We start from the raw sequence: 23127 nt of genomic DNA, 5'->3' as shown, positions 1-23127 counted from the left end.
GCCATTCTTGCTATCGTTTCTGCTGTAGCTGATGCAGAATAGGTGTTAGGTGAGGGAGCGAGGCTGATTACAGAGGTGATGATAAGCACATATTCGTTTCTTGTTACCTATACTGAAAGGCATTGCATGTAGGAACTTGCGGCAGAAGCAAAAAATTATCAATGTATTAGCTCGACCTTAACCCAAATTTATAGCTTTTTAATCGACCTGAGTTGTTCGATAAAGGACTAAAACATGGATTTTCTTTCCGCACAGAAATACCTTTTAACGAAGCACCAAGCCAAAGAGATGTTTCCCTCTGGCCCCGATATGGCGGTCTATAAAGTCTGCCATAAAATGTTTTCCACACTGACCGCAGAGGGCGGTGTTCCGCGTATTAGCTTGAAATGCGACCCTGATCTTGCGTTGCAGTTGCGGGAGCAATACCCAGCGGTGCGCCCAGGCTTTCAGATGAACAAAAAACATTGGAACACTATTATTTTGGATGGCTCTGTTCCTAGCGATCAGATTCAGCGAATGATTGATCATTCTTACCAGTTGATCGTCGATAATCTACCGACCGCTGAGCGAGATCAGTTGCTCGCCTCCAAAAAGTAAATTCCGCTAGTAGCACTGGGCAAATGTGTCCGGTGCTCCTTTTCGCCCAGGTACCAAGCATGTCGAATGACGCAACTGGTATGGACTCTTCCCTCAATATTACGATACTTCCCGGCGACTCGGCTGATTCCAATCCCTGTAGTTCAGTTTTGGATGTGGCAATCCGGCTAAAATTGATTCGCGATGCTATAGGCTACTCTCAGCGCGAGCTAGCGAAGCGCGCTGGCGTTACTAATAGCAGCATATCGATGATTGAGCAGGGGCAGGTTAGCCCTAGCGTTCAATCCCTTTCGCGTATTTTGGCTGCATTTCCCATAAGTCTGGCTGATTTTTTTAGTTTCAAACTCTCTGGCGATATTTGTGCCCCATCTACTGGGGGGTTGGATATTCGCACCCTAAATTACAATCACCAACAATTGGATGTACGTACTGAGTATTTATCAGCCGGGCAGTCCACTGCGTTTAGTGCACCCGCAATAGATTCTTGTGGTGTGGTACTTGACGGCAGTTTACAACTGACATTGCTGGGTGGTAATCAATTGTTGAAGCAAGGCGAGAGCTTTTATATTCCAGCCAACCAGCTCTTTCGCTTGATTAACCTTTCAGGGCATGATGCGAGCCTGTTCCGCTGTTCGCTTTTTGTGCATAAGGGGTAATTCACGCAATTTTTTGTGCGTTATAACCCAGCAGCCTGCACTCCTACAAGGCAAGTCCACGCCAGCCTGCTACACTCAAAGCCAGATTTTCCCTCCTCGTTCCTTACTAGAAAGAGAGATTTATTATGTTTCAAGGAAAAGCCCTAAAGGTTTCCCTGTTGCCCGATGGCATCGCTGAACTGACCTTTGATTTGCAAGGTGAATCGGTGAACAAATTCAGTTTGCTCGTCGTTTCTGAACTCCAGAAAGTACTCGACCTACTTGAAAAAGCAAATGATATTCGCGGGTTGCTGATCAAGAGCGCCAAAGATGTCTTTATCGTGGGCGCCGATATTATGGAGTTCGGTGCAGTATTCGCTTCTGGCCCCGAACAAATCACTGGCCACTTGGCAACCAATAATCGCAACTTTTGCCGCCTCGAAGATCTGCCATTTCCTACCGTTGTGGCGATTAACGGTTTTGCATTGGGCGGTGGTTTGGAGTTTTGTTTGGCGTGTGATTACCGTATTGCCAGCACTGCTGCCAAAGTGGGATTGCCTGAAACCAAGTTGGGGATTATCCCAGGCTGGGGCGGCACAGTGCGCCTGCCGCGAGTGGCAGGCCTCGATACTGCGGTTGAGTGGATTGCTGCGGGTAAAGAGAATGACGCCGAGGCTGCATTGACTGCGCGGGTGGTTGATGCCGTTGTTGAACCGGCAAAATTACATGACGCTGCGCTGAATTGTTTGCAGCAGTGTATCAGTGGCAAGTTTGATTATCAGGCGCGTCGCGCGCAAAAAAAATCGCCGCTTAAATTAAACTTTATTGAATCCATGATGGCTTTTGAAACTTCAAAAGCGTTTGTGGGAGGGCAAGCAGGGCGCAATTATCCAGCTCCGGTTTCTGCTATTAAAGCGATGCAAAAAGCCGCTGACAAAGGTCGCGATGAAGCATTGCAGGCCGAGGCTGAGAATTTTGCAAAAATGGCACAAACCCCCGTCGCACAATCGCTGGTGGGCATTTTTATCAATGAGCAAATTCTTGGTAAAAAAGCCAAAGCCTGGGAGAAAAAGGCCGATAAAAAAATCGCGCGCGCAGCTGTTCTGGGTGCTGGGATTATGGGTGGTGGCATCGCCTACCAATCGGCGCTAAAAGGTGTGCCGATTAAACTAAAAGATATTGCCCAGCAAGGAATTGATCTTGGCCTTGCAGAAGCGAATAAATTATTGAGCAAGCGAGTCGAGCGAAAAAAGCTCACTGCATCAGAAATGGGGGATGTACTCAACCGCATTGAGCCCGCATTGACTTACGATGGTTTTGATCACGTTGATATCGTGGTTGAAGCGGTTGTTGAAAACCCTAAAGTAAAGAAAGCCGTGCTGGCTGAAGTTGAAACAAAAGTTAGCAGCGATACTGTGCTCGCATCAAATACTTCTACCATCTCCATCACCTATCTTGCGGAAGGTTTGGCGCGCCCGGAAAATTTTTGCGGTATGCACTTTTTCAACCCGGTGCATATGATGCCGTTAGTAGAAGTGATTCGTGGCGAAAAGACATCGGACAATGCTGTCGCCCGTACCGTTGCTTATGCAAATGCCATGGGTAAAAAACCAATTGTGGTAAAAGATTGCCCCGGCTTTTTAGTTAATCGCGTGCTGTTTCCGTACTTGGCGGGTTTTGCGATGTTGCTGCGCGATGGTGTGGATTTCCAGCGTATTGATAAATTGATGGAAACTTGGGGTTGGCCGATGGGGCCGGCCTATTTGCTCGATGTGGTTGGTATTGATACCGCAGTGCATGCCGAAAAAGTTATGGCTAATGGTTTTCCTGATCGTATGCAGCGCGATTTTACTTCCTGCACTGATGCGCTTTTTGCAGCGGGCCGTCTCGGTCAGAAAAATGAAAAAGGTTTTTATAATTACGAGCTGGATAAAAAAGGTAAACCTGCGAAAGTGGCGGCCGCTGAAGTGGCTGATATTCTCAAGCCTACTATCCGGGGTGCAATTGAAATAAGCGACGAGGATATCATCGCACGCATGATGATTCCCATGGCTACTGAATTAACCCGCTGCCTTGATGAGGGCATAGTGGAGACGGCCGCTGAAGCCGATATGGCGTTGGTTTATGGCACAGGTTTCCCACCTTTCCGTGGTGGTGTTTTCCGCTGGATTGATTTTATTGGTGCGCAAACCTTTTGTGATATGGCTGCAAAATTTACCGCTCTGGGTGCACTTTACCAAGCGCCTGATAGTCTCAAAGCCAAAGCGGCTAACAACCAAAAATTTTACGGCTAAGGAGTTATTCTAATGAGCTTACAACCACGCGATGCCGTTATTGTTGATTACGCCCGCAGCGCCATGGGGCGCTCCAAAAACGGTTGCTTCCGCCATATGCGTGCAGATGATATTTCTGCTGCAATTATTAAAGGCTTGCTTGCACGCAATCCAAAACTTGATCCAAACACCATTGATGACTTACTTTGGGGTTGCGTAATGCAGCGCGAAGAGCAGGCATTTAACGTAGCGCGTAATATTTTATTATTGGCCGGCTTGCCGCACACAATTCCTGCGCAAACGATTAACCGCCTCTGTGGTTCTTCGATGTCGGCTTTGCATACTGCAACGGTGAATATTCGCGCCGGGCAGGGTGATGTGTATTTGATTGGCGGTGTTGAACATATGGGGCATTTGCCGATGTATGAATCGGTCAGCATCAACCCCTTGCTGGGCTTATCCGTCGCTAAAGCGGCAGGCAATATGGGAATGACTGCTGAATATCTTGCGCTCTTGCACGGCATCAATCGCCAGCAAATGGACGAGTTCGGCGCGCGTTCGCATCAGCTCGCAGCCAAAGCGCGTGAGACTGGTAAATTCGCCCGCGAAATTATTGCGGTTGAGGGGCATAACAGCGATGGATTTCTAATCTCGGTTGATCAGGACGAAACTATCCGCCCGGACACTACAGTTGAAGCCTTAGCCAAATTGCCGCCGGTATTTGATCCTAAAAATGGTCAGGTGACGGCGGGTACTTCTTCGCAATTAAGTGATGGAGCATCGGTAATGCTGGTGATGTCAGCTGAGCGAGCAAAATCTTTAGGGTTAAAACCGATTGCTAAAGTAGTTTCGCTGGGGCTTGCGGGTGTCGATCCATCCATCATGGGTTATGGACCCGTGCCTTCAACAGAAAAAGCGTTGAAAGCGGCCAATCTAACCATCGAGGATATAGACGCTGTTGAGCTTAATGAAGCATTTGCAGCCCAGGCCTTGCCGGTGTTGAAAGATTTAAAGTTGCTGGACGTGATGAACGATAAAGTAAATGTGCACGGTGGCGCTATCGCTCTTGGACATCCCTTTGGCTGCTCAGGTACGCGCATTACCGGTTCACTATTGACAGTGATGCAGGATCGGGATTTGAATCTGGGCGTTTCAACCATGTGTATAGGTCTGGGGCAGGGGATTACGACAGTGTTGGAGCGTTTGAACTAATCTGCAACACGACCGTGTCTAGGGCGAAAAAGGCCAGCGTTGTGTTGGCCTTTTGTTTTTTTGTTGGGTTTAGGAATCTATTAAAGGCCTTTGCAGCTAAAAATCTCTTGAATAGGTTTTGAGATAATTGGGTGCTAGAATGCGCGCCCGTTTCGCGCTGAGGCCGCAGAGGTAGTTATGTCGTCTTTTTACGAAATTATTGAATTGCTGAATGGTGATGTTGCTTTGGCGCGAGCTGACGATGAGAGCAATGAACCCTTGGTAACCATTCGTTTTTCGGAAGAATCCCTGGCTTTTTTAGGCGAGGAAAAATTCATGGTCGCCAAAGCCATGATTGAGGCGGGAATGGAGGCTGCGGGGGATATTGCTGATCAACAGGCGGAAGCTATGCTGGATGATTTGGTAGAAGAGCTAAGTGATACCGAAAAACTGATGTTGCACTAACCGATGGGTGAATGGTTTTGTCTGTTTAATTTTTTATTTGTTCAATTATTGAGGTCTTGCCTCCCTGCATTACTTCAATACTTCAAAGTAATCTGTCCTACCTTACAAATTTGATTATTTAAATAATCTCAGCAAATTTAACGAACTCTCAACAGTAATCCCTGACACCCGCCGGTTTTAGCAGCCAATTCAAGCTGTGTAAGTTCTTTATCTGTCAATTTCCCCGGGCTTGATATCACCGTATGGCTATTGCCTGCAGAGAGTGCTTCCCAAGTGATCCACAATAGTGTTTGCGGATTCTGGCAGTGAATCACACGAATATAACGTGTATTAACACCGTAGGATTGCAGCAGCTCACGGCTGATATTGTGCGGTGCTATCCAGGTAATCCAGCGGTCGCTGCAAGCGTTGCTAAGAAATGCAATCATGGGTAACAGCAGCGCAACTTGCTCAGGCGAATCACTAGTCAATACCAGTTCGGTAACACCACTGGCAGGTTGTTGGCGAGTTGTAGTGGTTGCGGGTATTACACGGGCGATATTAGTCACGACGAATCACTCCTACACTAAGGCCTTCAATACTAAACTCCTGATCGCGCATATCTACCAGGATGACCTCGAACTCTGGGTTTTCTGGCCACAATTCAACCTGTGCGTTATTACCTATCCGTTTGAACCGTTTGACCGTCACTTCTTCGCCGATACGTGCAACAACAATCTGCCCGTTGCGCGCTTGATCGGTTTTATGAACAGCCAGTAGATCGCCATCAAGAATACCGGCATCTTTCATGCTCATGCCGTGAACACGTAGGAAAAAATCTGCGGTGGGTGAAAAAAAGCTCTGTGGAATGTTGCAGTAGTCTTCGATGTGTTCTTGCGCAAGTATCGGGTTACCTGCTGCAACGCGGCCAATAATAGGGATGCCGGATTGCAGTTCAGGTAGTTTTATCCCACGTGAAGCACCGGGGATGATTTCGATAGCACCTTTTCGGGCAAGGGCTTTGATGTGTTCTTCGGCGGCATTAGCTGACTTAAAGCCGAGAATCCGGGCGATTTCCGCACGCGTGGGCGGATAACCTGTTTCTTCCGCATATTGGCGGATGAGCTGTAGTACCTGTTCCTGGCGGGGTGTTAAGTCAGACATGGCGCACTCCTGAATCTGTTTATTTGTACAGTGGTTGTGATTATATACAGTAATTCAGGTTGTGCAATAGTTTTTCAATCTGCTGCTTATTTCACCCTGTCGCCGTAGCGTATGCTCTGTAATTGGCCCCGTGCAAAATACAAGTGCGTCATAAACTTGCCCTTACCGGGGTTGTAAGTCCAGATGTCTATGTTCTCGCATGTGGCGATAGCGATATTGTTTTGTACGTTGTTGTTACCATTTTGTATTCCCTGTGGTTGGGTGGTTGCTGCTACGGGTTGGCAGAAATTGTCGGTCATTACCGGATCGCCACACTTATCAATCACTTCCGCTTTGGTATCTCCCACTTGCGCAAGTTTGGTGTTGCAGCGCAGGGATTCAGCAACGCTCATATTGGAAAAGCTTGCGCAAATGGCTGTGTACAATAGTGCGGTAACGTATTTGTTCATGATTTTCTCCTGCCTGTGGTCTCGTCAACTCTAGCCGTCACAACTGAATGAGAAATGAATTAACTACCGAGTTTGCGCAATAATTTATCTAGCCAGCAGGTAGGTAAAATGCGTTTCATAAAACCCACCAGATAGGTGGGGAAGGTGACGTAATAACGCGCCTGCGGCTGCTTGGACTCCAGTGCGTGAATGACGCGTTGATATACAGCGTCAGGGCCTAATGTAAAAGGTGTTGTTGTTTCAGTCTTTTCAAGCCTTGCGATTGCGTTGCGGTAGGTTGCGAGATGACGGCTCTTCTCAATATCGATATGGTCTCGCAGTGCTGTCAAAGCATTTTTTCTGAATTGGCTTTCAATCGGGCCGGGTTCGATCAGGCTGACGTAGATGCCGGTGCCCTCAAGCTCAAGTCGCAGCGTATCGCTAATTCCTTCAATAGCATACTTGCTGGCGTTGTAGGCCCCGCGCAAAGGCATAGCTGCAATACCCAGTACAGAAGAGTTTTGAATAATTCGTCCATAGCCCTGTTTAAGCAGGATAGGCAGGGCTAAATTAGTCAGTTCGCACCAACCAAAAAAATTTGTATTGAATTGCTGGCGCAGCGCGTTAATTGGTAAATCTTCTATTGCTCCCGGCTGGCCATAAGCGCCATTGTTAAATAAGCCGTAAAGCTCGTTCCCGGTAAGTTCCATTGCCTGTGCAAACCCTATCTGGATTGATGTTGAATTCGCCAGGTCAAGTTGCACGCACTCCAGTCCTTCTTGCTGCAAACGCGCCACATCTGCTATCGATCGGCAGGAGGCGATAACACGGTAGCCGGCTTTCTTTAGTTCATGTGCAACGTAAAAGCCTATGCCGGTTGATGCGCCGGTTATAAGAATAGTTTTTTGCATTATTGTCAGTTTCTGGTTAAAGGTTTTAGGTATTTTGCCGTTAGCTTAAGGGTCGGGAATTGTTCTGTTAGCTCCGATAATAGCAAAACAAAATTCAAACACTCTGTGGTGATTTATGAATTCCTACTCTGCCGTGCAAAATTATTCCAGTGTTAAAGTACATTCAAGTATTGAAACTGCATCACCGCACCGATTGATTCAAATGTTATTTGAAGGTGCACTTGAACGTATTGCTCAAGCTAAAGGTGCTATGGCGCAAAATCAGGTTGCACGCAAGGGCGAGCTGATTGGTAAAGCGGTAGCCATTGTCGGAGGATTGCAAGGAAGTCTGAATGACAAAGAGGGTGGAGCTTTAGCTGCCAACCTCGATGGCCTATATGACTACATTATTCGTCGCTTGAGTCAGGCAAATTACGAAAACAACGTTGAGTACCTTGATGAATGTGGTCGTTTGCTGGGTGAGATAAAAACCGCTTGGGATGCGATTGGCAGTCAAGTGTAATGAGGAGTTTGTTATGGCGATTCAGTTGGTGTCTGCGCCTGACTATTGTGGTCAGGCTGGTATTACGGCGATTCGCAACCTACAGCAGGAATTAACCAAAGCGCTACAAGTTGAGGATTGGGATAGAGTGCGACATCTGGATCGCATCTGCGTGGTGTTGATTGATAAAGTCATTGCTGCTAATCGCGATGACAGATCTACTTTGGTATGTGCCCTGAGTGAATTGAAGGGGGTTTATGCAGGGCTGATTGCGCAATGTCAGCGCGAGGTGACCCTGCTGCACGCGACTTGAGGCGTAGGCTTCGACGCAACATTGTGTTCGTTTGTGATAAAAAGTGTTAACAAGTACTAGCTCATAAGGTTTTTAAAACAACTCTCTTATAGCAAAACTCGCAAAAACGTCTTAGCCCTGCTAGCCTTAAGGAACATAACTGCTAGCAGGGGATAGTCTGTGTCTAACTACAATCCGCAAGAAGCACTGAAGCAATACCGTCAATTGGGTATTGAATCCGAAGTCAGCAATGCTTCACCGCATCGTTTAATTCAACTGTTGTTTGAGGGTGCATTGGCGCGTTTGGCGGCTGCCCAAGGGGCTATCGAGCGTGGTGATCCGGCAGCCAAAGGAGAGCTGTTGGGCAAAGCTATCAGTATTGTTGGTGGTTTGCGCAGCTCGCTGGATATGAGTGCCGGGGAGTTATCCGAGCGTCTTGATCAGCTCTATGAATACATCAATTTGAAGTTATTGGAAGCCTCAGTGCAAAATGATGCTGAAAAGGTGAATGAGGCAATTCAACTGCTAAAAACCGTTAAATCAGGATGGGATGAAATCGCTCCGCAGGTTTCATCTACCCAGCCATAAATTGCGCAATCATAAAACGAGCAATCATAAAAATATTTTGTGTAATTCCTAATCGGTATCCTCATGAAGAATGATGTGAAATATTGTTGGATAAAAAGTAAATAAAAGGCATATTTTTGGCGAATATTTATTCTACTTGAGTGAATGTTGTTAAAACGCCAAAAACATTTCGCCATAAATTTGACTAAGACTACTGCCTCGTCTATTACTTACTCCAATAAGCCGTCTCGCCGTCTTGAATAAGTTTTTCCCGTATTCAAGATTTTGGCATGAAATGAAAAAAGGTCTTGGGGTATGTGGCGCAACAATAAAGTTCTTGTTATTGACGACAATCAGTCACGCAGGCACGATTTAAAAATTCTGCTGGATTTTCTCAGCGAAACCACACTCACTGCAGCCAGCGATACCTGGCAAGCGGCAGTCGCCGAAGAAAACAATGGTGAAGATTATGTTGCCATTTTGATTGGTGACTACCGCGACAGCAATCAATCCCTCGCGCAACTCCTAAAAGAAATCCGCTCCTGGAATGATGAATTGGCTATCGTATTAATTGGCGATGAAAACCAAAATGCTGATGACGGCTTAGATGACCTCTACCGTTTTATGATCATTGCAACCCTTTCGCTGCCGCCCACTTATAATAAGTTGGTTGATACGCTGCACCGCGCCCAGTTGTATCGTGAGGCGCAATCTACCAGCAAGCGTCAGCCCCAGCGCCGCCCAGTACATTTATTCCGTAGCCTGGTGGGGACCAGCCGTGAAATTCAAAACGTGCGAGAGATGATGGCGCAGGTGGCCGATAAAGATGTATCGGTACTGATTACGGGAGAGTCGGGCACAGGTAAAGAGGTGGTTGCGCGCAATTTGCATTACAACTCCCCACGCCGTGATAAACCTTTTGTTCCGGTTAACTGCGGTGCTATTCCAGCGGAGCTACTGGAAAGCGAATTGTTTGGCCATGAAAAAGGTGCGTTTACCGGTGCAATTAACTCGCGCGCGGGTAGGTTTGAAATGGCAGAAGGCGGTACCTTATTTCTGGATGAAATTGGTGATATGCCGCTCAATATGCAAGTTAAAATTTTGCGTGTTTTGCAAGAGCGCTGTTTTGAGCGTGTAGGCAGCAATAAAACCCAGCCGGTGGATGTGAGAATTATCGCTGCTACCCATCGCAACCTTGAACAGATGATTATTGAAAATACCTTTCGCGAAGATTTATTTTATCGCCTGAATGTATTCCCCATTGAATTACCTTCCTTAAAAGAGCGTTCTGAAGATATTCCGCTGTTAATGAATGAGTTGGTGTCGCGGATGGAGAGTGAGCAGCGCGGTTCTATTCGGTTTAACTCCGCAGCGATAATGTCGCTCTGCCAGCATGAATGGAGTGGCAATGTGCGTGAACTTGCGAATCTGGTGGAACGCATGGCGATCATGCATCCTTTTGGTGTCATTGGAGTGCAGGATTTGCCGGCAAAGTATCGCCATGTTGATGTGACCGACGAAGACTTTGTACATACACCGATAAAAGCCAATGGTGTAGCTGCATCGGGCAGCACCAGCTACGTGAATATGAATGACACACCGCTGCTACCGGAACAAGGTATTGATTTGCGCGAGTATATTACCAATCTGGAAATGAGTTTGATCCAACAGGCGCTTAATGATTGTGGAGGTGTTGTGGCGCGCGCTGCCGATAAACTCTGTGTGCGCCGTACTACTTTGGTGGAAAAAATGCGTAAGTATGAAATGCAACGCTAATTAGTTGCTGTTACTTGGTTAAATAAAAAATCCCCGTGATTGTTCATCACGGGGATTTTTTTATGTAGGTATGCGATTCGCTGATAATTAGTTTGCAACCTGAGGGCGACGAGCCTGCTGTGGCTTTCCGGACGCATTGCGATTTCCCGCAGCACCTTGTGGTTTTGCACCGCCTTGGCCTTGGGGTTTACGCTGTGCACCATCCTTCTGTTGCGGTTTGCTGCTATTGCCGTTTTTGGGTTTTTGCCCAAGCACTGGTTTTTTCGTGGCAGATCTACCGCCACCATTTTTGCCTGCGCCAGCACCAATTGTCATACGACGACCTAATACAATGGGTTCAGGTTTAACATTTGGGTCTGGTTCGTAACCGGCAATGACTTCTTTATCAATATCACGTTTGATCAGTTTTTCGATATCGCGCAAGAATTTAATTTCATCGACGCAGACTAACGAAACCGCAATACCCTCAGCATCAGCGCGGCCGGTACGGCCAATGCGATGCACGTAATCTTCCGGCACGTTGGGCAATTCATAATTGACAACGTGAGGCAGTTGGTCGATATCAATTCCACGCGCCGCAATATCCGTTGCAACCAATGCGCGAATAGTGCCGCGCTTAAAATCATCCAGCGCTTTGGTGCGTGCACCCTGGCTTTTATTGCCGTGAATTGCAGCGGCGCTGATGCCATCGTCTTGCAATTGTTCAGTTAATTTATTTGCACCGTGCTTGGTACGGGTAAAAATCAACACTTGTTGCCAATCGCCTTGGTTAATCAAATGTGATAACAGCTCGCGCTTACGGTTGCGATCAACCGGATGCACGCATTGAGTCACTCGCTCGGAAGCAGTATTGCGGCGCGCAACCTCAATCAGAGTTGGTTGATTCAATAATTTGTCGGCGAGTGCTTTGATTTCATCGGAAAAGGTTGCTGAGAACAGCAGGTTTTGGCGTTGCTTGGGCAGCAGTGCTAATACTTTTTTGATGTCGTGAATAAAGCCCATATCCAGCATACGGTCAGCTTCATCGAGAACTAACACTTCAACTTGACGCAAGCTCACCGCATTTTGGTTAACCAAGTCGAGTAAACGGCCGGGAGTTGCTACCAGAATGTCTACACCACCGCGCAGCTTCATCATCTGTGGATTGATACTGACACCACCGAATACAACGGTAGAGCGCAATGGCAGGTGTTTGCCGTAATCGCGTACGCTTTCATAGACTTGTGCGGCAAGCTCTCGCGTGGGCGTTAAAATCAGGGCGCGCACCGGGCGGCGTCCACCGGCTTGGTTAACTGGAACCTGGCTCAGTTTTTCCAGCAAAGGCAACGTAAAGCCTGCAGTCTTACCGGTTCCTGTTTGGGCGCCAGCAAGGATATCGCCGCCTTTTAATACGGCGGGAATAGCTTGTAATTGAATAGGAGTAGGGGTGCTGTAGCCCTTATCGGCAATAGCACGCAGAATATCGGCCCGAAGACCGAGAGTTTCAAATGACATAAGATTTTCCTGTTGCTCGGCCTCCCGCGTGGCGGGCAAGGTCTGGCGAGCTGAGATGTGGCAAACACACATAGATGTTTGACAGCAGAGGAGGGCGACACTGACCTTAAGGGTGTCGGCGCGCATGGTACGCAGTTGGTGAATAATATGCCAGTGACTTTTTGTTTGGTTGTGACGCTGAATGTGCGCCTTTCTGCATATGCAAAAAGGCGTTGTTCATCAGGTTACTCGCCAGCGGGCTCGGCGAGGAGCGCTTTTTTATTGCGTGCGAGTTGTAAAATCACCAATGCCATGGCACCGAGTATTAAAAAACCGCTGGTGACTGGCACGAGAGTGCCGTTGTACATTTGGCCAATCGCAGTGCCGATCAGCATGGACATGATTGATGATGTAGCGCCGATAATAGCTGATGCGATGCCGGCTACATGCCCCATGGGTTCCATCGCCATGGCGTTGACATTACCGAAGACCAAGCCAAAACAGAAAAATAACACTGAGGCATAAATCATAAATAGCCAGAGGTTGGCAGGCAGTAACATCAGAACAACTAAAAAAATAGCTGAGCTAAGAATAATTCCCCAAACGGCGTGGTTGCATAAATAATCCATTCCCCACTTTTCCACAAAGCGTGAATTAACCAGTGATGCAACACCAAACACTAACGCTAATACACCAAAGTAGATGGTGAATAATTTTCCGGTTTGAAATAAATCCTGGAAAATTTGTTGCGATGAATTGAGGTAACCTAGAAAGCTACCAAAAAATAAACCCATACACAGCGTGTAACACATGGTGGTGTAATTACTGATAACATCTTTGAAGCCATCGATAAAACCGCGTGTACTAAAGGGTATTCGATACTGTTTGGGGAGCGTCTCTTCCAACCGTATAAAAATCCATATGCCGATAATCAGCGCATAAACAATATAAAGTACAAAGATGTAACGCCACGAGCTCACCAACAATACTGCCTGGCCAATGCTGGGGGCGAGTGCAGGCACCATAATAAAAATCATCATCACCAGTGACATGATGCGCGCCATTTCGTTGCCCGCATATTTGTCGCGCACAATGGAGATGGCTGAAACATATGGGCCTGCAACACCAAGCCCTTGAATGAAGCGCCCGATGAGCAAGGTATTAATATCTTGCGCAAAAAAACAAATCAAACTGCCGCAAAAAAACAACGCGATACCGGCATAGAGAATTTTTTTACGCCCGGTTGCATCGGACAAGGGGCCACATACTAATTGGCCTATGGCCATCCCCAGAAACAAGGCGCTGATAATGTATTGCGCCTGATTGCTATGCGAGAGTGGGATATCGTTGCTAATGAATCCGAGAGCCGGGAGCAGTGCATCAATCGACATAGCCACAATCGACATCAGGAGCGCAACCAGCAGGGTAAATTCCTGCGCGGAAATGCGCGAAGGCGTGGGGTGGGTTGAGTAATCAGACATAGAGTGGCTTCCGTGATAAATAAACTAACGCAAGAATGGATCATACCCAAATGCTCATGCCAGCATCTGTCAGTAAATGTTCATGCCGCCCGCATGAGCGGAGTTGTGTTAGTTAGTCGAATGAGGTTGTGCTAAATCGACAGAGGCTATCGATATTATTTTTTACCTTCACCTCAGGGATAATTGTCCCTGCGGTGAAGGTAAAAGATCACAGGTGGGTGATATTTACTAGCGTGGAAACTTGTACATTATGCCACCGTCATAAGGCAGTTTGGGCAGGTGTTTTTCCATGCGCATAATGGCATCATTGTGAATTTTTTTCACATCAGGTTTTGTGCCCACTTCCATACGGCGTGAAAGCATGGTGATTGGAAACAGGCAGTCGCTGGTTTTTTTGACACAAAGTGCACGACTGCGGCCAATCTCATCCTCATAAATTTTCCATTCAAAGGTGTTGGGAAAATCAGCCAGGATCAGGTTGCCCAAGACCAAGCCCATTGCTTGTTGGGTTTCATAATCGTCTTGCTCGACAAGGTTTTTATCGACAAGGCGCTGCATAGTGTCTAAATCACTGAGATCTTTACGAATCGGTGTGCCGAGTTTGGTTTGTGTCAGCTCGCTCAACTCGGTAATCTCCTGCTCCATTTTGTTCTTATCCATCCAACCTAAGTCATTAATGGTGACATCCTTTGGTGGTACAACGGGAGTGGGTTCAGACACAACATTCAGCGGTGTTTGAGCATTGGTGATGGCTACACTACAAGTGAGTGTTAACGCGATAAGTGGTTTTATGTAATTCATTGTGTCCTCGCAACATCTACATTAAGAATTAATTTTTTGTCAGCGTTTTACTTTCTGAAAAATGGGGATTATGAGGTGCAAAAATCAAGGGTTGCGGATTGAAATCATCCAGCGGTACCGAAAATCCATTGGCATTGACGATATGAATATGCTCGCTTTTTAATTGGCGCGGCTCAGCTGCGCCACAGGAGTGCGCAATCATAGCAACGCTTTTTGTGATGTTGTATTGATAGGCCGCTACGCGCTCTGCTTTGTTGGTTGGATCAAGCCCTTTTTGCAACTTGCTGTTGTGGGTGGTAATACCGGTAGGGCAAGTATTTTTGTGGCATTGCAGTGCCTGGATGCAGCCCAGTGCAAACATAAATCCACGCGCGCTATTCACAAAATCAGCGCCACTCGCAAGTGCCCATGCCACCATGTGCGGGGTGATCAGTTTCCCGGCGACGATAATTTTAATCCGCTCTTTTAAACCAGCTTCCGTTAACAGTGCAGTTACCCAGGGCAGGCTTTCTTTGATCGGTAACCCTACATGATCCATCAGTGGTTGCGGTGCAGCGCCACTACCGCCATCGGCACTATCGAGGGTAATAAAATCCGGTGCGGCTTCAATGCCGTGAATGCGGATTTCGTTAATTAAATCGATGAGCCATTTCTTTTCGCCGAGTACGGCTTTAAAACCAACCGGTTTACCGGTGACAGTGCGGATATGGTCGATCATTTTTAACAGCTCGGCAACCGAGCGAATATCGGTGTGGCCATTAGGACTAATCGATGCATGTCCCTCAGGGATACCGCGAATCAAAGCCACTTCAACGGATACTTTTTCTGCTGGCAATATGCCGCCTTTTCCGGGTTTTGCGCCCTGGCTTAACTTTATTTCAAACATCTTGATTTGCGGTTTTGCCGCCAAATCCAATAAGCGTGCATCACTCAAATTGCCATCCAGGTCGCGCACCCCGTATTTGGCGGTGCCGATTTGAAATACCAAATCGCAATTGCCTTCAAGATGGTAGGGCGACAAACCGCCTTCACCGGTGTTTAACCAGCAGCCAGCTTTTGCAGCGCCATGTGATAAGGCTTTGATAGCGGGGCTGGAAATAGCGCCATAGCTCATACCGGAAATATTAAAGATTGAATTAGTTGTATAGGGCGTTCTGCAAAAAGGGCCTAGCGTGACGGGGGAAGGCATAAGCGCATCATTTTCCATAATGGGAAAAGCGGCGTTTAAAAAAATCAGCGTGCCCGGTTCATTTAAATTAAGCGTTGAGCCAAACCCTATATTGCTATCAATATTTTTTGCGGCGCGATAAACCCAAGCGCGGTCGGCACGATTAAAGGGCATTTCTTCGCGGTCGTTGGCAAAAAAATATTGACGAAAAAATTCGCCTAGATGTTCAAAAAAATAACGGAAGCGGCCAATAACAGGATAATTTTTGCGGATAGTGTGGGTGTTTTGAGTGATGTCGGTGACATACATAAAGACTACCACGAGTAACGCGGCGCCGACCAATACAATGAAGCTGACTTCAAGCCAGGTCAGCAGCTCAAGTGCCCAGTGTGAATCAATCATGGTGCTTATAATTCCTAATCTGTTTGGGTATCAGTGTACAGCTTTACGTTATTTCTTCCTGTTGATTTCGCGTAATACATCGCAAGGTCGGCATGTTTGATCAGGGTGTTTTTGTCATCCCCGTCTTGTGGATAAATCGCGATACCAATACTGCAGGAAATATTAAGTAAAAAATTGTCGATCTTAAATGGCTGGTTTAATGCAGTGCGGATTTTATCGGCAACCTGGCGGCTGATATGGCGCGCGCTCATACCGCGTAATTGCAATTCCCGCGCAGAAACAATAGTCATAAATTCATCGCCGCCGTAGCGTGCGACTGTGTCAGTTTCGCGGATGCAGGTCAGCATACGAGCAGCGCATTCTTGTAATAACTTGTCACCAATATCATTTCCGTATTTATCATTAACCGGTTTGAAATCATCCAGGTCTATAAGCATTACCGCGATCTCGGCTTTATCGCGCCGGGCACTAATCAATGCCTGTTCAATGCGGTCTTCAAGCAGGATGCGATTGGGTAATCCGGTCAGCCCGTCGTGGTGCGCTACTTTGTGTAAATACTGGCGCTGGGTATTGAGCTCCATTAACTGCGCATTTAATTTTTTGGCCATAATCGAAAAGTTTCGCGCGAGCAAACCCAATTCATCATCGCGGTTTGTACTGAGTTCGGGCACAGGGTCGCCCTGTTTAAAACGTGCAAAGGTAGTGGCCATACGCTGCAGTGGGGTGGTGATTTTGCGTGCAAGTATGAGTGAGAGCAACACAAATAAAACACCAAAGGCCAGTGAAATTTGCAGGCTTGTAATGCCGAGTTGGCGGCTGTCTTCCAATACGGCGTCGAGATTACTGATTAAACCCAGGACAATATATTTTTCATCGGATTCCGTGGCAAAAGGGACTTTGGTTAACGAAATAACGGCCTGTTTTTCGGGGAAACGAAAATCGTGCACTTCTGCCACCAAGCTTGATACCTCACCGGAAAAAATATGCTGTGTGACGGGGATGTCGTTTTGCATGAGTACGCGCGCACCTTTATCAAAACCGAAGGTTTTTTCCGCGTCTGGATGCAAAATATAATCGCCAGCGGAGTTGGTGGCGATTACATCAATTCCGGCGGGAATATCAGTTTCAATTAATGCAAACATTTTTTCCAAGTCAACGTTAATGACAATAACACCAAACACGTTGCCGTTCGTGCCATACACTGGTGTAGCAACAATGACGCTCGGTTTACCATAACCATCAAGCAGCCCGCGCTCTTTATTGAGCCGGATACCTGATACAAAAACGCTGCCCTGTTTTAATTTCAGCGTGTTGTACACATAGGAATAGTGGGCTTTTTCCTGCAGTGCCATACCTTCAACGATATGCACAGCATTTTGGGTCTTATCAACGCGCACCAACTCCAGACCGTGATTGTGTGCGCCGATAAATCGAACTTGAATATATTCCTCATGGGAGCGAAGAAATCCTGACAGCGCGTTCGCCAGGCGCATGCGTTGTTTGTCGGTCTGTGGTGAATGGCTGGAGGCAATTTCTTCAATGGCAGGGAGTTGCGCAATAAATAATAAATCTTTGGTTATATCGGCGATAAAAAAAGAATAGCGATTGGCTAATACCTGCGTGGCAGTAGCTAATTTATCTTTGGAAGATTGGATCAACAGGGCGCGGCTATGGGTGTAAGTAAAATACACGCTAATCCCTGCGCTCAACAGGCTGAGCAGGGCAATCCAGATAGTGAGTTTAATAACAATCCTTGATCCCATAACTAAAACCGTTCCATTACATCGCCAGAAATAATTTGTTCCCACAATCTAATGCGTGCATCTGCATTTTCGATAGGTTCGAGCCAAATAAGTTTGGCGTCGCGGTGCGCACTGGATTCATCGAGCGTATTGGCAAGCCCGTGCACGTTGGTTAAGCGGAGACTTGCTTTTTCTTCCAGCATAAAATTAATCCACTGTTCGGCAAGAGGGCTTGCATGCTGGCCAATGGCCCAACAATCCAACCAGGCAAGTGTGCCATCTTGCGGCATTACGTAGCCTACATCGGCGCCGATATCGGCGAGTGCTTTTAGTTGTTGGCTACCGTAATTGGCGTAAATAAGTGCGACTTCCTGAGTTTTAAACAGTTTCACCGCCTCCTGTGGTGACGAATAAAAAGTCAATATATTGCGGCGCAATTCAATCAGGCGGCGTGCAGATAGCTGTAGCTGTTCGGGCGATTGATGGAACGGCGATGTGATGCCTAGGCTGAGCGCAGCCAAGGTGAAGTTGTGGTTGCTGGTGTTAAATGCCAGCACCTTGCCGGTGTAGGCTGGGTCCCATAATGCTTTGATGCTAGCGGGTGGTTGATGCACCAGCTTCCGGTTGTAGATCAGTCCCATTTCGGAATAGGTATAGGGAATGGCATAGGTCCGGTCATTTTTAACCAGCCCGGGAATAGAGTTCCGTTGTTGGAAGCGCGGTAGTTGCTGGGGAATGTTGGTAATCCGCTGTGTATCAATCGCGCGTACCAAGCCTTTCTGGATATAGCGCTGCAATTCGGCGGTATTCACTGCCAGCAAGTCATAGCCCCCATTTTTTGCTTCGTTAACTTTGCTCCAGAGTTCATCGTCAGAGTAGACATAAGTTACTGCAACGTTAGCTTTATGTTGCTGTTCGAACTCCCGCACGAGATCAGTATCGGCGTATCCATCCCATGCAAGTACTTTTAACTGTTGCGTGGCTCTGGCTGATGGTGCCAGCAGCAGGGTCAGCAGGAGCGTGAGAAAGGGTAGGTAATAACGCATTGCTGAACCTAATATGCTGGGGTTAATTGATTCTAGTTCATGCACCGGGTGTTGCGCGTGGGGGGTATTCAGACTTCGGTTGTGCGGTTGCCAATGATGCGCGCCGGATTACCTGCGACCTTGGTGTAATCGGCTACGGATTTGGTCACTATGCTGCCCATGCCAACAACAGCATGGTTGCCAATAGAGACGCCATCTACTATACCCGTGTTGGCGCCAATCCATACATCGCTACCTATACGGATTCCTTGTGATTTGACGGCCTGATCGCAAACTAATCTGTCACTGTCCATGCCGTGGTTAAACGCGTAGGCATAGGTGTAAGCTGCGATACGCGTATTATCGCCAACCACAATTCCTTTGCGGCCGCCATCCAGGCTTACGTGGTGATTAATTGAAACACCTTGCCCCAGGGTAATTGGCCCGTGCAGGACACAATCAGCGGCAATGTAAGAATTATCGCCAATCAGGATCGGACGGCCGGGTTCGGCAAATATCCGCGCTTCAGGAGCGATAAAACAATCTTTACCGATGATGATGGTTTCCATTGCCGTTAGATAAGTCTGCCACTCATCCTGCCAAGCCTGCGCCCAGCTGCGATGTGCAGGTTTTAAACCGGCATAAAGCCAGGGCATGTAGCTCAGCCGCAGTTTGTGTTGCTGGCGATAGCGTTCGGTATTTTGATCATTCATAGAAAATAGCGATAGGTAAAAGCGAGGGCGGAATTATAGAGGGCAGGTAGAGCAAACAGGAAATTGTGGGTAATAAAAAGGTGCCCGCCGGCTGTTGGTGATTGGTTTGTTTGCTTGGCCGCTGGCGCTTTTGCTTAAGCAAAAAGCTGGGCACAACTCAAAACATGGAGCACTGACATGAGCGCTCTTAGGGGAAACCCGTCATTACGACAACCGAAGCGGACACCTGAACTGATTATAGCTACGCCCACTCTTGACGCTACACCTACATTAGTTTTTTAAGTCACAAGTAGTGGCTTTTTATAGCCAAAATAATCTTATAGCCGAAATAATCTGTGGCTGATAACCTGCGCGCCATCTCCAATTGAGCTGTTTCTCATGTATGACATTGTTGAAAATAATCCGGAATTTGTAGTGATTTATAAAAAGCCGGGCGCCAGTTTTCACAGTGATTCTGGTGAACCTGGTCTATTTGAAACGGTTAAACAACAAGAAGGATTTTGCGAGCTATTTCCTGTGCACCGGCTCGATAAAATTACCTCGGGTTTATTGGTGATGGCGAAAACGCCGGAAATCAATCGGCAGCTCACCGATGCTTTTAGTCAGCGCCAAGTACAAAAATATTATCTTGCTGTTAGCGCAAAAAAACCGAATAAAAAACAAGGGTTGATAAAAGGTGATATGGCGCCTGCACGTCGCGGTGCATGGAAACTAATCACCGCTCAAGACAACCCTGCTATTACCCAATTCTTTAGTAAAAGTATTAGTCCGGGCCATCGTTTGTTTATGGTGAAACCTCACACCGGAAAAACACACCAAATTCGTGTCGCATTAAAAAGCATTGGTTCGCCTATTGCGGGCGATTCACTCTATGGCGATTCAATACAAAGTGCAGGTTATGACCGCTGTTATTTACACGCTTACAGTCTAACGTTTGTGCTGGGTGGAAAACATTACCGATTTACCGAATTGCCGCGCGAAGGCGATTTTTTTTGCGATGATTTTTTTACTGCCGCGATACAGGAATGGCGCGAGCCATGGTTGTTGCCTTGGCCGCAATTATTATCCCGTACACAGAAAATGGATAAATCCTGATGCGATTTTTAATTGGACTCGGTATAGCAATAGTGCTGGCCTTATCGGTAACGGTAGTGGGATATTTTTACCCATCATCGGAGACGGCAGAAAAACCTTTACCCAATAGCGATTACCGTTTCATCAAAACTGCCTGTTGGTTCGACGCTGACTGGACCGTCACTATTACTTGCGGTGAATTGCTAACACCGGAACAGTTCCGTTTGGCCGTGGTTATTTTGCACAATGATGCAGAGCAGCGCCGTGCTGATCCGATTGTATATTTGCAAGGCGGACCAGGTGCGAGCGCACGTTTGCATACTGATGGAATAAAAAGCTGGTTGAATTGGATGCGTTATAGCAATACGGAGCGTGATTTGATTTTGATCGATACTCGCGGCACCGGACGGAGCAAACCGGCGCTCGTGTGTAGTGAATACAATCAATTTAATCAGCAGCTGTTGCGTCAGAATATCGCCTTGGGCGATGAGTTGGCGCAGGGCTACGATGTGGCGGCACAATGTTTTGCATCCTCAGCGCAAGCTAATCCGCAGCTGGATTATCGCAATTTTAGCACTCAAAAATCAGCGCGGGATGTGCGCGCATTAATGGCGCAGCTTGATTATCAACAATGGAATATTCTAGGCGTCTCCTACGGAACACGGCTTGCACTGGAAATCGCTTTACAAGAGCAGCAAACTCCACAGACAGTAAAATTGAAATCTATGGTGCTGGATTCAGTTTATCCGGCCGGTTTTGGCGGCGTACAAACCTGGCCGCAGGTATTGGATGAGGGGATGCAGCAGTTTTTTAAAGGCTGCAGTGCGCAGCATGAATGCATAAAAAAATTAAATGAATCTTCAATAGGTGATGTTGTTTCGCTAGAACAACACTTTATGCAAGCGCTGCGCAATTTACAGCGCAATCCCATTTCAATCACTATCAAGCGTTGGGATGGTGAAGCGCCGGTCAATTTTGTGGTAAATGACCATCGTTTTTTATCAGCCACCTTTGCCGCTGTTTATAATCCAAGCGATTGGCCAACCATTATTGATGCAATTAATGCGGTAGAGGAGGGGCGTTCAGATTTATTAAAACCCTTGATGGAGCCGTTTATTAATAACAGCATGACGAGCGATTTTAATAGTTTGACTTTTACGGCAGTGGATTGTGCGGATAATCCTGTTCTATCGGAAACAGATTACACAGCGGCATTGATAAAGTATCCATTGCTGCAGGAGTACACCCGCGATCAATGGCGCTATCAACTCTGTCATCGTTTGCCGAGTGAGTCACCATTGGTAAATGCCGCCCCACAATTGCCAACCTTAATGCTCGCCGGCGCATTGGACCCTATTACCCCAGTGAGTTGGGCGCAATCGGTAAATCAACAATGGCCGCACAGCCAATTACGAGTGCGTGAAAAAATCGCACATTCAGTGTTGGGAAGCGATGTTTGTCTGTTGGAGCATCTCGATGAATTTTTTAATCAACCCGAGATGAAATTTACTGCTTGTGCGGAAGAGAGCGGAAATTAGCTGAGGTATCATTTTCATTGCCAATATAATAAAAAGGCCGCACTCAGTGCGGCCTTTTTGTTTTATCTTGCTTAAATCTGGCTCCGCCTGCTGGACTCGAACCAGCGACCCAATGATTAACAGTCATTTGCTCTACCGACTGAGCTAAGGCGGAATTGTGTTCTTCATCGTGAAGAGGCGCGCATGATATAGAGGCAAAAAATAACGGTCAACCGTTTTAATAAATCGCGTTTGTTTTTTATTGGGATAAAAAACAAAAAAGACGCCGAAGCGTCTTTTTAATCTGCAGATAACGAACGGTTTATTCGTATTTGCACAAATAAGAAGTTTCTACGTCGGCTGATACTTTGAAGCGTTGGTTGGCTTCAACAATAAACGTTTGGCCTGCTGCAAAAGTTTCTGCTTTGTCGCTACCTGGCAGTACCACGGTCAGGCTACCGCTTACTACAGTCATGTATTCTTTTTGGCTGGTACCGAACTCGTAATCCCCTTTGGCCATTACACCAATGGTGGCTGGCAGGGTTTCGGTTTGGAATGCGATAGATTTAACTGCGCCACCAAAGTATTCGTTAACTTTAAACATGGGATGCTCCGCTAAAGGTGGGTAGTGGATATAAAGTGCCTTTTATCAGCACAAAACATTAAAAACAAAAAGTACAGGCACAAAAAAGGCCGCATAAATGCGACCTTTTTCTTTAAATCTGGCTCCGCCTGCTGGACTCGAACCAGCGACCCAATGATTAACAGTCATTTGCTCTACCGACTGAGCTAAGGCGGAACGGTGACTTCCTCTGTGGAAGTGGTGCGCATGATATAGAGGCAGTTTTGGTTGGTCAACCGTTTTTTAGTCCTTTTCGTTAACTTTTCCGGCAAAAAAACCTCAATAAATTCAAGGCTGTTTATTAATCCTGCAAGCTGTATTTTCGCTATCCAAAATGTACCGCATGGATA

General features: G+C 46.9%; 23 protein-coding genes and 2 tRNA genes. 11 read left to right on the top strand and 14 right to left on the bottom strand.

Going from position 1 to position 23127, the window contains the following annotated elements:
• Positions 1–234: 234 nt before the first annotated feature.
• From B4E62_RS14075 to B4E62_RS14055, 5 genes are all read left to right on the top strand, one after another.
• Positions 235–597: an MmcQ/YjbR family DNA-binding protein gene (locus B4E62_RS14075; RefSeq protein ID WP_310070192.1), complete on the top strand. Its 363-nt coding sequence runs from the start codon at positions 235–237 to the stop codon at positions 595–597.
• Between the two features lie 59 nt (positions 598–656).
• Positions 657–1253 (top strand): helix-turn-helix domain-containing protein, encoded by a 597-nt coding sequence (locus tag B4E62_RS14070; RefSeq protein WP_331352474.1) that lies wholly within the window; start codon positions 657–659, stop codon positions 1251–1253.
• 122 nt (positions 1254–1375) lie between these two features.
• Complete coding sequence (gene fadB / locus B4E62_RS14065) at positions 1376–3526, top strand: fatty acid oxidation complex subunit alpha FadB (protein ID WP_331352679.1); 2151 nt, start codon at positions 1376–1378, stop codon at positions 3524–3526.
• A 12-nt stretch (positions 3527–3538) separates the two neighbouring features.
• Positions 3539–4717 (top strand): acetyl-CoA C-acyltransferase FadA, encoded by a 1179-nt coding sequence (fadA, locus tag B4E62_RS14060; RefSeq protein WP_331352473.1) that lies wholly within the window; start codon positions 3539–3541, stop codon positions 4715–4717.
• Positions 4718–4894: 177 nt separating this feature from the next.
• Positions 4895–5161 carry a hypothetical protein gene (locus B4E62_RS14055; protein WP_310070201.1) on the top strand — a complete coding sequence of 89 codons (267 nt, stop codon included), beginning with the start codon at positions 4895–4897 and terminating at the stop codon, positions 5159–5161.
• Positions 5162–5298: 137 nt separating this feature from the next.
• On the opposite strand, the gene B4E62_RS14050 is transcribed toward B4E62_RS14055, so the two are convergent.
• From B4E62_RS14050 to B4E62_RS14035, 4 genes are all read right to left on the bottom strand, one after another.
• A complete protein-coding gene (locus tag B4E62_RS14050; protein WP_310070204.1) occupies positions 5299–5709 on the bottom strand; it encodes a cell division inhibitor SulA in 411 nt (136 codons plus the stop codon).
• Positions 5702–6304 (bottom strand): transcriptional repressor LexA, encoded by a 603-nt coding sequence (gene lexA / locus B4E62_RS14045; RefSeq protein WP_310070207.1) that lies wholly within the window; start codon positions 6302–6304, stop codon positions 5702–5704. Before lexA ends, B4E62_RS14050 begins: the two co-directional genes overlap by 8 nt.
• Positions 6305–6390: 86 nt before the next feature.
• Positions 6391–6753: a DUF2845 domain-containing protein gene (locus B4E62_RS14040; RefSeq protein WP_331352472.1), complete on the bottom strand. Its 363-nt coding sequence runs from the start codon at positions 6751–6753 to the stop codon at positions 6391–6393.
• A gap of 59 nt (positions 6754–6812) precedes the next feature.
• On the bottom strand, positions 6813–7643 hold the full coding sequence (locus tag B4E62_RS14035) for an SDR family oxidoreductase (RefSeq protein WP_331352471.1): 831 nt from the start codon (positions 7641–7643) through the stop codon (positions 6813–6815).
• 115 nt (positions 7644–7758) lie between these two features.
• On the opposite strand from B4E62_RS14035, the gene fliS (B4E62_RS14030) reads away from it, so the two are divergent.
• The 4 genes from fliS (B4E62_RS14030) to B4E62_RS14015 all read left to right on the top strand — a co-directional run bounded on the left by fliS (B4E62_RS14030) (position 7759) and on the right by B4E62_RS14015 (position 10759).
• Positions 7759–8145, top strand: coding sequence for a flagellar export chaperone FliS (gene fliS / locus B4E62_RS14030; protein WP_310070216.1), 387 nt, complete (start codon positions 7759–7761; stop codon positions 8143–8145).
• 13 nt (positions 8146–8158) lie between these two features.
• Positions 8159–8437 carry a hypothetical protein gene (locus B4E62_RS14025; protein WP_331352470.1) on the top strand — a complete coding sequence of 93 codons (279 nt, stop codon included), beginning with the start codon at positions 8159–8161 and terminating at the stop codon, positions 8435–8437.
• A gap of 159 nt (positions 8438–8596) precedes the next feature.
• On the top strand, positions 8597–9004 hold the full coding sequence (fliS, locus tag B4E62_RS14020) for a flagellar export chaperone FliS (RefSeq protein ID WP_331352469.1): 408 nt from the start codon (positions 8597–8599) through the stop codon (positions 9002–9004).
• 294 nt (positions 9005–9298) lie between these two features.
• Positions 9299–10759: a sigma-54 dependent transcriptional regulator gene (locus B4E62_RS14015; RefSeq protein WP_310070224.1), complete on the top strand. Its 1461-nt coding sequence runs from the start codon at positions 9299–9301 to the stop codon at positions 10757–10759.
• Positions 10760–10846: 87 nt separating this feature from the next.
• Here B4E62_RS14015 and rhlE read toward each other — a convergent pair whose 3' ends face one another.
• The 7 genes from rhlE to B4E62_RS13980 all read right to left on the bottom strand — a co-directional run bounded on the left by rhlE (position 10847) and on the right by B4E62_RS13980 (position 19564).
• Positions 10847–12253 carry an ATP-dependent RNA helicase RhlE gene (gene rhlE, locus B4E62_RS14010; protein WP_310070227.1) on the bottom strand — a complete coding sequence of 469 codons (1407 nt, stop codon included), beginning with the start codon at positions 12251–12253 and terminating at the stop codon, positions 10847–10849.
• A gap of 224 nt (positions 12254–12477) precedes the next feature.
• Positions 12478–13713 (bottom strand): multidrug effflux MFS transporter, encoded by a 1236-nt coding sequence (locus B4E62_RS14005; RefSeq protein WP_331352468.1) that lies wholly within the window; start codon positions 13711–13713, stop codon positions 12478–12480.
• Between the two features lie 228 nt (positions 13714–13941).
• A complete protein-coding gene (locus tag B4E62_RS14000; RefSeq protein WP_310070234.1) occupies positions 13942–14514 on the bottom strand; it encodes a DUF3806 domain-containing protein in 573 nt (190 codons plus the stop codon).
• A gap of 28 nt (positions 14515–14542) precedes the next feature.
• A complete protein-coding gene (locus tag B4E62_RS13995; protein ID WP_331352467.1) occupies positions 14543–16084 on the bottom strand; it encodes an FMN-binding glutamate synthase family protein in 1542 nt (513 codons plus the stop codon).
• 14 nt (positions 16085–16098) lie between these two features.
• On the bottom strand, positions 16099–17847 hold the full coding sequence (locus B4E62_RS13990) for a GGDEF domain-containing protein (RefSeq protein ID WP_331352466.1): 1749 nt from the start codon (positions 17845–17847) through the stop codon (positions 16099–16101).
• Between the two features lie 2 nt (positions 17848–17849).
• A complete protein-coding gene (locus tag B4E62_RS13985) occupies positions 17850–18872 on the bottom strand; it encodes an extracellular solute-binding protein (protein WP_310070240.1) in 1023 nt (340 codons plus the stop codon).
• A 68-nt stretch (positions 18873–18940) separates the two neighbouring features.
• Complete coding sequence (locus B4E62_RS13980; RefSeq protein WP_310070243.1) at positions 18941–19564, bottom strand: acyltransferase; 624 nt, start codon at positions 19562–19564, stop codon at positions 18941–18943.
• Positions 19565–19942: 378 nt separating this feature from the next.
• Between B4E62_RS13980 and B4E62_RS13975 the strand changes: the two genes are divergently transcribed.
• On the top strand, positions 19943–20659 hold the full coding sequence (locus tag B4E62_RS13975; protein WP_331352465.1) for a TIGR01621 family pseudouridine synthase: 717 nt from the start codon (positions 19943–19945) through the stop codon (positions 20657–20659).
• A complete protein-coding gene (locus tag B4E62_RS13970) occupies positions 20659–22176 on the top strand; it encodes an alpha/beta fold hydrolase (RefSeq protein ID WP_331352464.1) in 1518 nt (505 codons plus the stop codon). The genes B4E62_RS13975 and B4E62_RS13970 overlap by 1 nt, the downstream gene beginning before the upstream one ends.
• 78 nt (positions 22177–22254) lie before the next feature.
• On the opposite strand, the gene B4E62_RS13965 is transcribed toward B4E62_RS13970, so the two are convergent.
• The 3 genes from B4E62_RS13965 to B4E62_RS13955 all read right to left on the bottom strand — a co-directional run bounded on the left by B4E62_RS13965 (position 22255) and on the right by B4E62_RS13955 (position 22954).
• Positions 22255–22330, bottom strand: a tRNA-Asn gene (locus B4E62_RS13965).
• Between the two features lie 147 nt (positions 22331–22477).
• Positions 22478–22759, bottom strand: a complete 282-nt coding sequence (locus B4E62_RS13960) for a pyrimidine/purine nucleoside phosphorylase (RefSeq protein WP_078042810.1) — start codon at positions 22757–22759, stop codon at positions 22478–22480.
• A 119-nt stretch (positions 22760–22878) separates the two neighbouring features.
• Positions 22879–22954 (bottom strand) — tRNA-Asn (locus B4E62_RS13955).
• Positions 22955–23127 lie beyond the last annotated feature (173 nt).

Source organism: Cellvibrio sp. UBA7671, from assembly GCA_002483145.1.
In the GTDB taxonomy this organism is placed as follows: domain Bacteria; phylum Pseudomonadota; class Gammaproteobacteria; order Pseudomonadales; family Cellvibrionaceae; genus Cellvibrio; species Cellvibrio fibrivorans.
This window is presented reverse-complemented; position numbering and strand designations above follow the sequence as displayed.

Excerpts from the sequence above, each read along its gene's own strand:
- B4E62_RS14035 (WP_331352471.1), bottom strand. The coding sequence starts at position 7,643 with ATGCAAAAAACTATTCTTATAACCGGCGCATCAACCGGCATAGGCTTT.
- B4E62_RS14040 (WP_331352472.1), bottom strand. The coding sequence starts at position 6,753 with ATGAACAAATACGTTACCGCACTATTGTACACAGCCATTTGCGCAAGC.
- B4E62_RS13975 (WP_331352465.1), top strand. The coding sequence starts at position 19,943 with ATGTATGACATTGTTGAAAATAATCCGGAATTTGTAGTGATTTATAAA.
- rhlE (WP_310070227.1), bottom strand. The coding sequence starts at position 12,253 with ATGTCATTTGAAACTCTCGGTCTTCGGGCCGATATTCTGCGTGCTATT.
- B4E62_RS14070 (WP_331352474.1), top strand. The coding sequence starts at position 657 with ATGTCGAATGACGCAACTGGTATGGACTCTTCCCTCAATATTACGATA.
- B4E62_RS14000 (WP_310070234.1), bottom strand. The coding sequence starts at position 14,514 with ATGAATTACATAAAACCACTTATCGCGTTAACACTCACTTGTAGTGTA.
- B4E62_RS14025 (WP_331352470.1), top strand. The coding sequence starts at position 8,159 with ATGGCGATTCAGTTGGTGTCTGCGCCTGACTATTGTGGTCAGGCTGGT.
- B4E62_RS14005 (WP_331352468.1), bottom strand. The coding sequence starts at position 13,713 with ATGTCTGATTACTCAACCCACCCCACGCCTTCGCGCATTTCCGCGCAG.
- B4E62_RS13980 (WP_310070243.1), bottom strand. The coding sequence starts at position 19,564 with ATGAATGATCAAAATACCGAACGCTATCGCCAGCAACACAAACTGCGG.
- B4E62_RS14055 (WP_310070201.1), top strand. The coding sequence starts at position 4,895 with ATGTCGTCTTTTTACGAAATTATTGAATTGCTGAATGGTGATGTTGCT.
- B4E62_RS13960 (WP_078042810.1), bottom strand. The coding sequence starts at position 22,759 with ATGTTTAAAGTTAACGAATACTTTGGTGGCGCAGTTAAATCTATCGCA.
- B4E62_RS13995 (WP_331352467.1), bottom strand. The coding sequence starts at position 16,084 with ATGATTGATTCACACTGGGCACTTGAGCTGCTGACCTGGCTTGAAGTC.
- fadA (WP_331352473.1), top strand. The coding sequence starts at position 3,539 with ATGAGCTTACAACCACGCGATGCCGTTATTGTTGATTACGCCCGCAGC.
- B4E62_RS14075 (WP_310070192.1), top strand. The coding sequence starts at position 235 with ATGGATTTTCTTTCCGCACAGAAATACCTTTTAACGAAGCACCAAGCC.
- B4E62_RS13985 (WP_310070240.1), bottom strand. The coding sequence starts at position 18,872 with ATGCGTTATTACCTACCCTTTCTCACGCTCCTGCTGACCCTGCTGCTG.
- B4E62_RS14015 (WP_310070224.1), top strand. The coding sequence starts at position 9,299 with ATGTGGCGCAACAATAAAGTTCTTGTTATTGACGACAATCAGTCACGC.
- fliS (WP_310070216.1), top strand. The coding sequence starts at position 7,759 with ATGAATTCCTACTCTGCCGTGCAAAATTATTCCAGTGTTAAAGTACAT.
- B4E62_RS13990 (WP_331352466.1), bottom strand. The coding sequence starts at position 17,847 with ATGGGATCAAGGATTGTTATTAAACTCACTATCTGGATTGCCCTGCTC.
- B4E62_RS13970 (WP_331352464.1), top strand. The coding sequence starts at position 20,659 with ATGCGATTTTTAATTGGACTCGGTATAGCAATAGTGCTGGCCTTATCG.
- lexA (WP_310070207.1), bottom strand. The coding sequence starts at position 6,304 with ATGTCTGACTTAACACCCCGCCAGGAACAGGTACTACAGCTCATCCGC.